The sequence below is a fragment of the Micromonospora sp. LOL_025 genome, assembly GCF_048060285.1.
Classification (GTDB): Bacteria; Actinomycetota; Actinomycetes; order Mycobacteriales; family Micromonosporaceae; genus Micromonospora.
In genome coordinates, this window is sequence record NZ_JBHMIR010000006.1 from 273,911 (window position 1) to 286,681 (window position 12,771).

The window sequence follows — 12,771 nt, forward strand, 5'->3', positions numbered from 1 at the left end:
AGCCGCCGATCGGTAGTCGGCTCGCTCCCGTAGCGGCGACGGCGACGCTACAGATCAGATGGTTAGGGGTTCCAGCCCCTTTGGGCCGCCCCCCAAAATCAAAGCCGTGACGAGCGGAGACCCGGGTAGGTCAGTGTCTGCACGTGGGCGATGCCACCCTGGTTCAAGCAGTCAAGCGCCAGGTCGTAGACCTGCTGGCAAAAGTCTGTCGACTCCGCGTCTGCTCGTACCGTCACCTCGATGGGCGTGTACTGGGCGAGGGGAATGGTGCTGCCCGAGTACGAGAAGTTCATCCCGTCGGTGGTCCAGATCTGGAGCCGCTCGGTCTTGTTCCACTCGAACCGGACCCTGACCTCGTACTCACCGAGTCCCAGACGGTCGCTGGCCTCACGGATCAGGCCCATAAAGTCTGCGATCGCCACCTCGACGTCTCGCGACTCGACGACATGGTCATCGTTGTACTCGGTGCTCGAACGCCGGTGACCGCCGACCGCTGCCGCGAGGCTCACTGAGCCGTTGTCGTGGATGCTGATCCAGGCTTCCTTCCAGCGTTGGCTCTCGCCGTCGATCATGGGTCTAGCCGTCCATCGGCGGAGCCCGGGGCGGGGGTTGTTCCGGTCGACGTTCTCAATCGGGTGCAGGCTGCCTCGTCCGACGTAGACGAGTGCGTTCTTGCTCGCCTCCTCGAACGCCATCCTGGCTGCCGTCTGATCTGGCCGGTTCGTGAGCGCCGACGGCAGCCGCGGGTGCGCTACTGCCACGATCCAGGCGGGGCTGTCGGGTGAGCGCATGGCGGCCGACTCGGCGTAGAGCTTGTCGAGCACCTCGGTGGATCGCCGGCGCTCGTCGAAGCGCGCTCGGTACATCGTCTCGATCTGACGCTCCTTCATCCAAACGGTGTCTGCGTCGTTGCGGATGGGCGCACCGAAGTACTCTTTCTTGTAGATCAGGTGCGGGCCGTCGACACTGGGTGGGATCACGACGACTACGCACTGGTTGCCCGGTTCGCCGAGTTGGAGTACCCCGAGCCCGAAGACCGGCGGGCTGATCGCTGTCACGGCGGCGCTGCGCAGGCCGCGCTCGTAGACCTCAGTCAGCTCGCCCGTGTCCTTGCGTCCGGTGGCTGTCTTCTGTGCTTCGGTTACGCCGAAGACCAGTGTGCCGCCACCGCTGTTGGCCATGGCAGCAACGTCCTTGGGGAAGTCGGAGTTCGGGATCGCGCCGAGCGGCGGCAGCTCGGATTTCCAGTCCAGGTCGTCCGTTTCGCGGAGGCCCTGAGCGACGGCGCGGTCGATCATCTCGCCTGTGAGCGGACCGGACGGATCGCCGAGGTAGCGATGGAGCGATGTGAAGGTCATCGAGGTACACCTACCAATCGCGGCTGGTCAGGTGGTCCGAGTCCGGTGTGGTCATCAGCGACCTCTGCGACGTCTCGAACTTGTCGAGGATCTTCTTAAGCCTCTCGATGGCGTGCTCGGACTTGGACTGTCGGGCGTACGCGAGCACCAACTCGCGATCGTAGGCACCACCTGCTGCGAGATCCTTGAGGAAGCTGAGGGTCACGAGCTCATCGGTGCCCTTGGTCCAGCCGTTGTATCCCTCGGACACGATGCCCTCCAACACCTTGGAGATCTCGGCGCTCAGACCCGCGTCCATGACCTCGCCAGTCACGACGTTGTACGCGCCACGAAGCCTCGCCCAAGCGTCAAACTCGCTAGGGATCCACTCGACGAGCACCACCACGCTCCGATCCAGGCGCTGGATCTTCTCCATAACCTTGTAGGTCGGGCACCAGGCAAGGACCACGCCGCCATCTTGTGGGTGGCCGCTCCGCTCGGTCACGATGTCGAGCTTGGCGAGTTCGGGGTGGTGAGTCGCCGAGTTCTTGTCGGGCGCTACGACCGTCAGATGGGCGCTGCGCTCGCGCGCTACAGCAAGGCCGAGCCGCTTGCCAGGCTGGATCGTGTCCGTTTCGGTGCCACGCGGCACGTAGATGTAGCGATGCCTGAGCACCTCTTCCAGCTGGCCCGACACAGCAGCTCCCTCCAGGTCGTTCTGCTCAGGGAGGCTAGACGGCACCTCCGACAGTTCCAGCACAGCCCCGAACAGGCCCGGAAACCGTCACCGACCAGCCGCCTGGCGGCTGACTCGCATCCGCACGCTGACTTCGCCGCCAGGGTTGGCGAGGCCGCCGGCGTCGACACCGCCGTCCGCGCGGTCGCCGACCTGGCACCGCTGATCGGGGCGGCCGGGATCCAGCGGGCCCACCCGATCGCCAAGGCCCGCGCCGACCTGACCGGGCTGCTGTACGCCGACGGCATCCACGACAGCCTCTACCGCTCCGGTGGCTGCACGCTTCTGACCGGACCGGTCGCCGAGGTGGCAGCGATCCGACCCGGCACCGCAGCCGCCGACCGCTACGACGAGGCAGCGAGAACAGCAAGGCAGCGCGCACCCTCATGACGAAGGGTGCGCGTCGCCGGCGCATGTCAGTGCGTGTGAAAGCCGTCCTCCAGGTCGAACATCGTGCCCTCGGCCTTGGCGCACAGCGCGGCGATCACCCGGCGGGCCAGCAGCGCCGACATCCGTTCCCGAACCTGATCCTGAACGCACCACGCCCAGCTGCGCAGCTCGTCCGGCGGCAGCTGGATATCAGCGGTGCCCAGCTCGTCGAGGGCGCCACCGTCGTAGACGAACATGACACCCTCGGTGCGTTCCGGTCGGGGCGGCACCCAGTCGGTCACCAGCAGCCGGCCGGGGACCATCGACTTGCCCAACTCCTCCTTGACCTCACGGACCGCCGCCCGCCAGGGCGACTCGTCGGCATCGACTCACCCACCGACGAGCTCCCAGTAGTCCTTGTAGATGGGCTCAACCAGCAGAGCCCGCCCGGCAGCGTCGGTGAGCAGAACCGCGGCGCCCATGGGCTCGGTGGAAGCGTCGCAGCTCTGGCAGAATCTCGTCACAACTTCGGGACAGTTCCGGCTAGGTTCCGCTGCTGCTCCGTCGGCGGCACGACGAGCGGCATCGACTTGATGATCTTCGCGTTGATGCTCGGTTTGACGCCCGGCAGCGTTCTCGCCACGATCCACTCCCGGACGCCGGGATGGGTGAGGTACCAGGCCAGATACTCTGCTCGAATTCCTTCCTTCGCGCGGACTCGGATGCACGTATTGCCGACCAGCCAGCCGCTGTGCTGGTCATCTGCGACTGCGGTTCTGCTGGTCTTGCCGACTCGTACCAGCAGCACGTCACCCGCATGGATGCGATACCGCCGGTCGAGTCCGGCGGCGGTGGCACTGCTCACGGTGAATTTCGGAGCGGTGGCGATCTCGTCGTTACGGACGTTGGTGGCGGTGACGACTGGGACACCTCCGGCGGCCTTCTTCGAAGGGGGAAGGGTTTCGCCGCTCACTCCCGGTTGCACCTCGCAAAAGTCGCCGAGGGGGCGGTTCTGCCAGTCGTCCGGCACGAGGCCGAGCAACGTGTCCATGGTGCCGTCGGTTCGCGGCAGCGGCCGGGCACGAGGCCGGCCTGCGTCGACCTGTAGGACGTAGTCGTTGTCGCGTAGTTCGGGGATGCTGACGCTGACGGCGTCGACACCCGCCCGCGCCGGCGTGAGCACTTCGCCGTTCTGCCAATTCCGGTAGACGCCGACGATCGTCTCGATACCGTCTCCAGTCAGCGCCCAGTGGGTCTTCTCGGTCCTTCGGGTGGCGGCGCTGGCGTCGATCAGCAGGACGTCACTTTGTGCGTCGTCTGGATGACCCAGCATCCAGATGCTGACTGCTGTCTTCGCCTCCCGGAACATATGCTCCCGGAGCTGGATTACGCACCTGATGACGCCCGCCTCGACCATCGCCGCTCGGACGTTCTGGTCTCTGGTGCTGCTTGCCTCGGTGGCGCTGGCCGGCATGATGACAGCGGCCCGGCCGCCAGGGGCGAGCGACAGGGCGGCGGCTTGCAGCCAGGCAAGGCCGGTGTTGTGGTGGTTCGGCTTGCCGTACGGCCATGACTGCGCGTCGTCCGCCGGCTGCCATTGCTCGCGGCTGAACGGCGGATTGAGCAGGATGGTGTCGAACTGTTCGGGTTCGGCGACGACTGTCGATAGCCCGGCCGCGGTGTCGTCGCTGATGGCGGCTCGGTAGCCGTGCACGGCGAGGTTCATGGTGGCGATGTGCCGGGTTCGTTTGGTGGCGGCGCGGCCGCTGACGACCGCCAACTCGGTGCTGGCACGCGACATGTGCTCGGCGGCGGCGACGAGCAGACCGGCGGTGCCGCAGCACGGGTCGTGTACGCGGTTCCCGGGCCGGGGATCGACCAGCCGCACCATCAGCTGCGCGATCTCGGTGGGCACAAGGTACTGGTCGAGCGTCTTGTGTCGCGCTTTGGCGAACCGGTCGAGCAGGTGGTCGAAGATCAGGTGCGGCGGTTGCCGCCGCTCGGACAGTACGGCGTCGATCTCGGTTACGGCATTCCTCCACCAGGGGTCCTTGAACGTGGTGCGGATGCGTGCCGTGAAGTATGCCGCGGCGGTCGTGGCCCGGGCGTGCTTCGCGTGGACGAGGGTGAGGACCAGCCGCTCGAACAGCCACGCATCGCTGCTGCGAAGCATTAGACCCTCGAGTGGCGCCGACCATTGCGCGTCAATCAGAATCGCCGAATTGGTCCGATGCCGCGTGTCATGGCCGTGGATCGCCTTGCGGAACCGGTCCCCGTAGGTCGTCCCGTGCTGCCGGTCGAACCACTCCGCTACGAGGGCCGTCGGATAGGTGTGCGTTCTTCCGGTGCTGCTCGGGCGGGGAAAGTCGGCGTACCGCCTAATCCAGTTGCTGACGGCCTGCTCCGTGACGCAGACCGCAGCGGCGATCTGCGACCTGGTCACCGTGTCCGGCGGGACAGGCGTCACCGGCCTTGCCCGTCCTTGCCCTGGGGGTTCCGCCAGGCGCCAATCAGCCGCGCCAGGCGACGGGTCCGCTGCTCATCGACAATCACCCAAGCGGCGAACGCCTCCACGGCCATGAAGAAAGCCATGGTCAAGTACAGAATCTCCGGCTCACTCAACACTTCGGCCAGCCTCAGGATCATGCGGTTCCTCCGGTGTGGTCGGTCACTGCATCCGACGATAGGTATCCCGCTCCCCGCGATCATCCGCGTACTCCGATCGTTTCTAGATCATTTTTGAGGCAGCGCTGCGATACCTCCCGACGGTCGGGCTGATGGCTCCGGGATGCTCACTACATCAATGGCCAGTCGTCAACTGACCTGACCCGATATCGGAGGGATTGGCGCAAATTGTTGTGCTGGTTGAGCACGTAGCGGTCGAGCAATCGGTGGGCGCGACGATGTGGCTCGCATCGCAGTGGGAAGGTGGCGGTTGCGTCCACGGAAGTGGTGTACGACTTGCCCGTGATGGGCGTGTTGCGTAGATGAGAGACGGCCATCGCGTCGATCCTTCAAGACGACCAAGTCAGAGAAGGAAGAGAGGACGCGATGGCCGCATCTGAGAGTGTGAGCCCTGTTGACCTGCTGCGCGAGCAGATCGAGGGCGCGTCGCCGGACGTGTTGCAGGCGAGGATCAAAACGTTCGCGCAGGCGGTGATGTCCGCTGAGGCGGACGCGATCTGCGGCGCCGGCTACGGGCAGCGCAGTGACGAGCGGGTGAACTCCCGCAACGGTTACCGGCTTCGGGAGTGGGACACCCGGGCCGGGACGATCGATCTGGCGGTCCCGAAGCTGCGGCAGGGCAGCTATTTCCCGGACTGGTTGCTGACGCACCGGCGGCGGGCCGAGCAGGCCCTGGTGTCAGTCGTGGCCACCTCCTATCTGCTGGGTGTGTCGACCCGGCGGGTGGAGAAGTTGGTCGAGCAACTCGGGATCCGGCAGCTGTCCAAGTCGCAGGTCTCAGATATGGCCGCCCACCTCGACGCGCAGGTCGAGGCGTTCCGCAACCGACCCCTCGACTCAGGGCACTACACGTTCGTGTGGATGGACGCGCTGACAATGAAGGTCCGCGAGCATGGGCGCACCGTCAACGTCCACGCGCTGATCGCGGTCGGCGTCAACGCCGACGGTCAGCGCGAAGTCCTCGGGCTCGACGTCGCTTCGGATGAGGACGGCGCCGGCTGGCTGGCGTTCCTGCGGTCGCTGACCGCCCGCGGCCTGACCGGTGTCCGCCTGGTGATCTCCGACGCCCACGCCGGCCTGGTGCAGGCCATCGGGGCGGCCCTTCCCGGGGTGTCGTGGCAGCGGTGCAGGACCCATTACCTGCGGAATCTGCTGACCAAGGTGCCGAAGTCCGCGCAGCCGTGGATCGCCACCCTGGTGCGCACGATCTTCGACCAGCCCGACGCCGACGCCGTCCACGCCCAGTTCCAGCGGGTCGTGGCCACGATCGAGGCGAAGTTCCCGGCTGCGGCCGAGCACCTCGACGCCGCCCGCGACGACCTGCTTGCGTTCACCGGCTTCCCGCGTGAGATCTGGCGTCAGGTCTGGTCGAACAATCCGCAGGAACGGTTGAACAAGGAGATCCGCCGGCGCACCGACGTCGTCGGGATCTTCCCGAACCGGGCGGCGATCGTCCGCCTCGTCGGCGCCGTCCTAGCCGAGCAAACCGACGAATGGACCGAAGGCCGCCGCTACATGGGCCTGGAACTACTCGCCAAGGCCCGCATGGTCACCATCGACACCGACCAACACGACACCGACCAACCCGACCCGACCCCGATCGCCGCATAGCATCAGACCGGATCCCGCGATGGCCGTCTCTTACACCACCAGCGCGGACGTGACCGGGCTCCTCAGGGGACAGCCGCAACGGCACCCGCAGCGATCGCCGCGCGAGTGCCTGCAGCAAGGCCTCTTGATTAATACGCCGCACGAACGAACTAAACTGCTGATACGAGAACTTGGGGACAGAACTCTGAGTCACCAGACCAGAATCACATGCCCGACAAGCTGTGTAGCTGGAGGCGCTGTTGCGTTGGTGGACCGGTGGGCACGCCGAGCCGCGCCAGCGGGCACTGGCCAGAAGGGTTCTACCGCTTGGTCGGGGGCTACGAGGCACTGTCTACCGTGGTTCATTGCTCACTGTTGGAGCATAACGAACAACGCCTAGCTGATCTTTCGCAAGCGATCGCAGCAAGGCCTTCCTGCGACCTGTATACACCAGGTAGAAAAAGAAAAGCCGCAGGTCAGCGACCTGCGGACACCGGCGGAGCGTCGGGTTAGGAAACCGATGCTCTATCCCCTGAGCTACGAGGGCGCGAGGGCCTAGTCTAGCGACCTGGGGGTTCACCTGGGTTGGCAGGGAGTGGTCCAGGTTCACCCACGTTCCCCGGACCCGTGTTCTCCCAGCCCAGGACCACACCCGGAGCACACGAACCCCGGTTTGCGACCAGCGGTCGGTCGCGGTGACCCGCGTTGGCACCGGTTCACCCGGGTTGGCATCCGCTGGAGGAGTCTCTACGCGAGTTCGCGTGGCGCCAGCTCTGCTGATCTTGGTTGTTTGGGCTGGTAGGGGGTCTTGTCGCGGATGCAGGCCCAAAGGACGTTGAGGCGTTGTCTGGACAGGGCGGCGGTGGCTTGGCGGTGGGTCTTTCCTTCGGCTCTCTTCTTGTCGTAGTAGGCGCGTGATCGCGGGCAGTGGGTCAGCGCGGTGAAACTGGACATGCTGAACACCCGACGTAGACCACGGTGGTAGCGGTGGGGCCGGACCTGGTGACCTTGCCGGCGACCGGAGTCGCGAGAGATCGGTGCGAGCCCCGCGTGCGCGGCGAGTGCGGCGGCGCTCTGGTAGGTGGTAAGAGTGCCTGCGTGGGCGAGGAACTCGGCGGCGAGGGTGGTGCCGATACCGGGCAGGCTAGTGATGATCTCCCCAAGTTCGTGCTCGGCGACAACTACGGCGATGGTTTCCTCGATGGCGGTGATCCGCTCGCTGACCGCTTCCAGGTCAGTGGCCATCTGCGCCACGATCGAGGCCGCAGTAGCCTCCCCCGCGACGGCAACGGTCTGCGTCCGCGCGGCGGTGAGGACTTTGGCGGTGAGTGCCTTGGCGGCCCGCACGCCGTGCTGGCGCAGGTAGGCCAGGATGCGGGCTTCACCGGCGCGGCGCAGCCCGCCAGGGGTCTGCCACTGCGCGAGGAGCCGCAGCGCGCCCTTGCTGCGCAGGTTCAGCGCCTTCTCCAGGGAAGGGCTGATCATGGTCAGGAGGTCCTGGACGCGGGCAGTGATGCGGACCCGGTCGGCGACCAGGTCGAGGCGGCGGGAGACGAGCAGCTTCAACTGCTGCTGCACCCCGTCCGCGACGGTGAGGGTCGGTAGGTCGGCGCGCATGCGCAGGGTCTGGGCGATGACGTAGGCGTCGTGGGCGTCGGTCTTGCGTTCGCCATGGAACGCCTCCGCCATCCGCGAGGTGACCGTGCCGCTGACGTAGCGGACGTCCGCACCCCTGTCGAACAGGACCGCCAGCAGCAGCGAGGCGGGTCCGCCGCGCAGGTCGACGGCCCAGAGAATCGGCTTGCGGCGTTTGCCGAGCCGCCCGGCGATGCCGGAGATGGATTGTTGGTCGTTCGGGATCTTCTCGGACATCACCACGGTGCCGTCGTCGTCGACGACGCATACGTGGTGGTGGGTCTTGCCGACGTCGACGCCGGCCCACAGGCTGCCCATCGGGCATCACCCTTTTCGCTCGTGCTGGTCAGGGGCGTGGACCCGCCGCGGTTCAGTAACCACAACTTCGGAAAGGGCGATCGGTCGCAAGTCTCCATCCAGTGCTGATACAGCGGTCATCAGCGAGGGCCGGGGCGTCCTACTCCTAGCTGGCCATGACATCGGCAGCACACACCCAGACAGTCACCCGACCCACCGGGTCCACCCCAGCAAACGACATGGTTCGATGTCCGGTTGCGGGTCCCGACGGCGAATCATGTGTCAGGTGTCGAGGCCTGCGAGATTGAGGCGTTCGAGGAGGCTGGGCTTGGAACTGGCCGTACGTGCTGGCCGGCCCTGAGCAAGCCCTCACCTGGCATGCCGGGGGGTCACAGGCGCCATCCTCACAGCGCTACCCCATCCGCTTTTTCCCGCCGACTGGTCACCGCGAACGCGATCGGCGGCACGGCGGGGTCGGTGGCGTACTCGCTCGGGTCGGGCTGCGCCCTGCTCCTGCTGCAGACGGTCTCCCCGGCCGGGGCCACCGATTACGCCGGGATCGCCCTGCTCGCGCCGGTCGGCTACCTGGCGTCCGCCGCGCTGGCCCGGGTTCTCCTTCGCGAGCAGGGCTGGCCCTGACCAGGCACTGCCGCATCGGCTCGGGATCGCCGGGAGGCGGTGGTGCGTGGCGTGGTCGACGGGGGACGGCGCCTCGGGCGGGCGGTGCCGCGTGCACGTGGGGAACCTGGCGTTCGATCTCGCCCCACACCTGGTCGCCGGCCAGCGTCCGGTGGTCGTCCTTCCGGCGCCGTTCGTCGCTGACGGTGGCGGGACGGCCGCCGGCGCGGCGCCCGGTGGGTGGGGCTGCCGCGCCGGCTTGATCCGCATTCGGAGATACCCCCTACCCCGGCGGATCGCCTTCGTGCTGACGGTCGTCAGCGGTGGGTGTTCAGGCGAGCACCTCGAAGGTGAAGGTCTTCGCGCCGGAGGTGATGGTGCTGCCGTTGGAGGCGAGGACGCCGGTCACCTCGAAGGTGACGGCGTAGGTGCCGGCGGCGTCGAAGGCCCAGTTGGCGTGGGCGTGGACGTTTCGGTTGACGTTGAGGCTGTCGGGCAGGCCGTTGCCGCTGTCGAACAGCACGGTCGGCGTGCCGCTTAAGACGGTGTAGACGCTGAACCCGGCGGGTCCGGTGACGTTGGTGAGTTTGAAGGTGACGCGGTTGTTCTGGAAGATCCCGGTGGGCACTTCGAGGGTGTTCCAGCCGGGCCAGAGCAGGCCGGTGGTGTTGGACTGGGGCAGGATCCATGCCTGGCCGCCGGTGCCGAGGAAGGACCAGGCCGAGCCGGTGGGCACGGTGGTCTTGGCGGTGGAGGGGACACGGAAGAGGACGTCGGCGGGGTTACGTTCGACGTCGGTGGTGCCGGTGTAGTCCATGACGGTGACGCTGAGGGCACCCGCGGCGTAGTCGACATCGATGACATCGACATGTCCGCTGGAGAGGGTGACCGAGGCCGCTTGTGCGGGACTGGCGGTTCCCGCGAGCAGGGCGGCGGTGACGGCGAGGCCGGCGAGGACACGACGGGGCGTACGCATGGTCATCACGCCCTTACCGCGATGCGCAGGGTGGTGGGGTCGGAGGTCACCTGCTGGCCGTTGGCGAGGGTGCCGGTGGCGCGGAAGGTGACGCGGTAGATGCCGGCGGCGTCGAAGGCCCAGTTGGCGTGCAGGTGGTCGCCGGCCGTGAGGGTCAGCGCGTCGGGCAGGCCGTCGCCGCTGTCGGCGAGAACCACCGGCTGGCCGACGACGTTCTCGGTGTAGATGGCCAGTTGGCCGGGGCCGCTGACCGACTGCACGTTCAGGGTCAGCTGGTCACCCGCGAAAGTGCCGGCCTCGATCTCCTCGGCGGCGATGCCGGGCCAGATGAGGTCGGTGTTCTGGATCTCGGGCAGGACCCACACCTTCGATACCCCGGGGGTGCCAAGGAAGCCGAAGGCGGGGTCGTTGGGCACGGTGATCTTGGCCTGGCGCTTGACGATGATGGCGACGTCGCCAGCGGCGTACTCGACGTCGTTGTCCTCGTCGTGGACGCCGATCTCTAGCGCGCCTGCTTCGTAGGCGATGTCGACGAGGTCGATGTGTCCGGTGCTGAACACGACGGTGGTCGTGGCCTGCGCGGGCGCGGCGGAGGCGACGAGCCCGGCGGTGACCGCTGCCGTCGCGAGCAGCATGCGGAGGGAAGGACGCACGTGGAACTCCTCTCCCGGATCCCCAGTGGACCGATTGTCGAAAATGATAGTCGTTTCGGATAGTCCGGGAAAGAGTCGATCGGATAGGCGTCCACAACCGACTCGTTGACGGCACCGATCCGTGCCCGCACCCCGTTTCAGAGCGGGTGGGTGCGGGCACGGATGGCCGGTAGCTCCCCGACGAGGCCGGAACGACCGGCAAGCCGGTCCCCCTATCCGGCCGCCGGTGACGGTTCCTGCGGGTGAGGGCGGCCGGGCGGGCGAGCGGGTTCGGAGCCGCCGGCCAGTTCCGGTCCGACTGGCCGCCCCCACCGCCGGGTGAGTACGCCGTGTCGTGGGGCGAGCAGCCAGGCGACGAGGAAGACGGCGGTGGCGACCAGGACGATGGTCCCGCCGACCGGCGTGTCGTAGCTCCAGGACAGGTACAGCCCGACGATCGCCGACGCGCCGCCGATCAGCGGGGCGAGCAGCATCATCACACCGAGTCGGTCGGTGAGCAGGCGGGCCGCCGCGGCGGGGGTGATCAACAGGGCCAGGACGAGGATGTTGCCGATGGTCTGCAGGGAGATCACCACAGCCAGGGTGACCAGGACGTAGAGCACGATGTCGAGCCAGAAGACCGGCAGCCCCATCGATCGGGACATCTCCCGGTCGAGGCAGATCGCGACGAATTCCTTGTGCAGCGCGAGCACCAGGCCGAGGATGACCAGGCCGGCGCCACCGACGACGTAGAGGTCCCGGTCGGGGATGCCGGTGATCGAGCCGAACAGGAACTGTTGCAGCGATCCGGCGTACCCGGGGGCCTGCGAGATGATCACGATGCCGAGGGCGAACGTGGCGACCAGGAAGACGCCGATCAGCGAGTCCTCCTTGACGCGCCGGTTCTGCGAGAAGATCGCGATCAGCAGCGCGGTGGCGACACCGGCGACGGCGCCGCCGAGCACCAGGCTGCCCTGCAGGACGAAGGCCACCGCGATGCCGGGGAAGACCGCGTGTGCCACGGCGTCGCCGATGAAGGCCATCCCCCGAAGTACGACGTAGCAGCCGACGACGCCGCAGACGATGCTGGACAACACCGCGATCGCCAGCGCCTTGGGCAGGAACGCGAGGTCGGGGTTGAGCAGGTCGGTGAGGAAGTCCGTGATCGACATCAGGCCGCCCTGACTAGTTTCAGCAGGGGGGAGGTCGCGCTCACCCCGAAGGTTGTCGTCCACAGCTCGGGGTCCTGCAGGTCCGCCGGTTGCCCGTCGGCGACGACCCGCCCGTTGAGCAGGACCAGTCGGGTGCAGGAGTCCACGGCGGCGACGAGGTCGTGGGTGGTCATCAGCACCGCGCGGTCCTCGCGCGCCAGGCTGGTGAACAGGTCGCCCAGCAGTTCCTGGGTGGGCATGTCGAGTCCGGTGAACGGCTCGTCGAGCAGCAGGATGCGCGGCGCGAGGGCGAGGGCCCGGGCTACCAGGACGCGTTGGCGTTGCCCACCGGACAGCTCACCGACCGGCCGGCGGCGCAGCCCGGTCAGCTGTACGCGGTCGAGTGCCTCGCCGACGGCCCGCCAGTCGGCGACGCCGGGGCGGCGGAGCAGGCCCAGGCGGCCGGTACGGCCGGTCAGCACGGCCTGCTCGACGGAGATCGGGAAGTCCCAGGTGAACTCGTGGCGCTGGGGGACGTAGCCGATTTCCGACCGGCCGGGACGCGACGGCTTGCCCTCCACCAGTACCCGGCCGGCGCGGGTGCGGGTCAGCGCGAGGATGGCGCGCAGCAGGGTGGTCTTTCCGGCGCCGTTGGGTCCGAGCAGCCCGACCAGCTCGCCCCGGTCGAGGTGCAGGCGGATGTCTCGCAGGACCGGCCGGCCGCCGAGGTCCACGTCCAGCCCTT

Annotated in this window: 12 protein-coding genes and 1 pseudogene; 3 read left to right on the plus strand and 10 right to left on the minus strand. The window is 67.4% G+C overall.

The window, feature by feature from the left end; genetic code table 11:
- Nucleotides 1-98: 98 nt before the first annotated feature.
- On the minus strand, nucleotides 99-1,358 hold the full coding sequence (locus ACFHW0_RS11460) for a helix-turn-helix domain-containing protein (protein WP_416607263.1): 1,260 nt from the start codon (nucleotides 1,356-1,358) through the stop codon (nucleotides 99-101).
- 10 nt (nucleotides 1,359-1,368) lie between these two features.
- A complete protein-coding gene (locus ACFHW0_RS11465; RefSeq protein ID WP_416607265.1) occupies nucleotides 1,369-2,034 on the minus strand; it encodes a hypothetical protein in 666 nt (221 codons plus the stop codon).
- On the opposite strand from ACFHW0_RS11465, the gene ACFHW0_RS11470 reads away from it, so the two are divergent.
- A complete protein-coding gene (locus ACFHW0_RS11470; RefSeq protein ID WP_416607267.1) occupies nucleotides 2,002-2,463 on the plus strand; it encodes a hypothetical protein in 462 nt (153 codons plus the stop codon). The two genes, ACFHW0_RS11465 and ACFHW0_RS11470, sit on opposite strands and share 33 nt — an antisense overlap.
- 26 nt (nucleotides 2,464-2,489) lie before the next feature.
- On the opposite strand, the pseudogene ACFHW0_RS11475 reads toward ACFHW0_RS11470, so the two are convergent.
- From ACFHW0_RS11475 to ACFHW0_RS11485, 3 genes and pseudogenes are all read right to left on the minus strand, one after another.
- A pseudogene (locus tag ACFHW0_RS11475) lies at nucleotides 2,490-2,819 on the minus strand (NUDIX domain-containing protein); the annotation flags it as partial.
- A 143-nt stretch (nucleotides 2,820-2,962) separates the two neighbouring features.
- On the minus strand, nucleotides 2,963-4,909 hold the full coding sequence (locus ACFHW0_RS11480; RefSeq protein WP_416607268.1) for an N-6 DNA methylase: 1,947 nt from the start codon (nucleotides 4,907-4,909) through the stop codon (nucleotides 2,963-2,965).
- A complete protein-coding gene (locus ACFHW0_RS11485; protein WP_357186040.1) occupies nucleotides 4,906-5,088 on the minus strand; it encodes a hypothetical protein in 183 nt (60 codons plus the stop codon). Before ACFHW0_RS11485 ends, ACFHW0_RS11480 begins: the two co-directional genes overlap by 4 nt.
- Nucleotides 5,089-5,493: 405 nt before the next feature.
- On the opposite strand from ACFHW0_RS11485, the gene ACFHW0_RS11490 reads away from it, so the two are divergent.
- Complete coding sequence (locus ACFHW0_RS11490; RefSeq protein ID WP_416607271.1) at nucleotides 5,494-6,738, plus strand: IS256 family transposase; 1,245 nt, start codon at nucleotides 5,494-5,496, stop codon at nucleotides 6,736-6,738.
- Nucleotides 6,739-7,464: 726 nt separating this feature from the next.
- Here the strand turns inward: ACFHW0_RS11490 and ACFHW0_RS11495 are convergent.
- A complete protein-coding gene (locus tag ACFHW0_RS11495; protein ID WP_416607273.1) occupies nucleotides 7,465-8,670 on the minus strand; it encodes an IS110 family transposase in 1,206 nt (401 codons plus the stop codon).
- 456 nt (nucleotides 8,671-9,126) lie between these two features.
- On the opposite strand from ACFHW0_RS11495, the gene ACFHW0_RS11500 reads away from it, so the two are divergent.
- Nucleotides 9,127-9,288 (plus strand): hypothetical protein, encoded by a 162-nt coding sequence (locus ACFHW0_RS11500; protein ID WP_416607274.1) that lies wholly within the window; start codon nucleotides 9,127-9,129, stop codon nucleotides 9,286-9,288.
- Nucleotides 9,289-9,598: 310 nt separating this feature from the next.
- Here the strand turns inward: ACFHW0_RS11500 and ACFHW0_RS11505 are convergent, their stop codons facing one another.
- The 4 genes from ACFHW0_RS11505 to ACFHW0_RS11520 form a co-directional block, all read right to left on the minus strand.
- A complete protein-coding gene (locus ACFHW0_RS11505; protein WP_416607275.1) occupies nucleotides 9,599-10,252 on the minus strand; it encodes a choice-of-anchor M domain-containing protein in 654 nt (217 codons plus the stop codon).
- Complete coding sequence (locus ACFHW0_RS11510) at nucleotides 10,249-10,878, minus strand: choice-of-anchor M domain-containing protein (RefSeq protein WP_416607314.1); 630 nt, start codon at nucleotides 10,876-10,878, stop codon at nucleotides 10,249-10,251. The genes ACFHW0_RS11505 and ACFHW0_RS11510 overlap by 4 nt, the downstream gene beginning before the upstream one ends.
- Nucleotides 10,879-11,108: 230 nt before the next feature.
- Nucleotides 11,109-12,047 (minus strand): anchored repeat-type ABC transporter permease subunit, encoded by a 939-nt coding sequence (locus ACFHW0_RS11515; RefSeq protein WP_416607276.1) that lies wholly within the window; start codon nucleotides 12,045-12,047, stop codon nucleotides 11,109-11,111.
- Nucleotides 12,047-12,760 (minus strand): anchored repeat-type ABC transporter ATP-binding subunit, encoded by a 714-nt coding sequence (locus tag ACFHW0_RS11520; RefSeq protein WP_370040263.1) that lies wholly within the window; start codon nucleotides 12,758-12,760, stop codon nucleotides 12,047-12,049. Before ACFHW0_RS11520 ends, ACFHW0_RS11515 begins: the two co-directional genes overlap by 1 nt.
- Nucleotides 12,761-12,771: the final 11 nt, after the last annotated feature.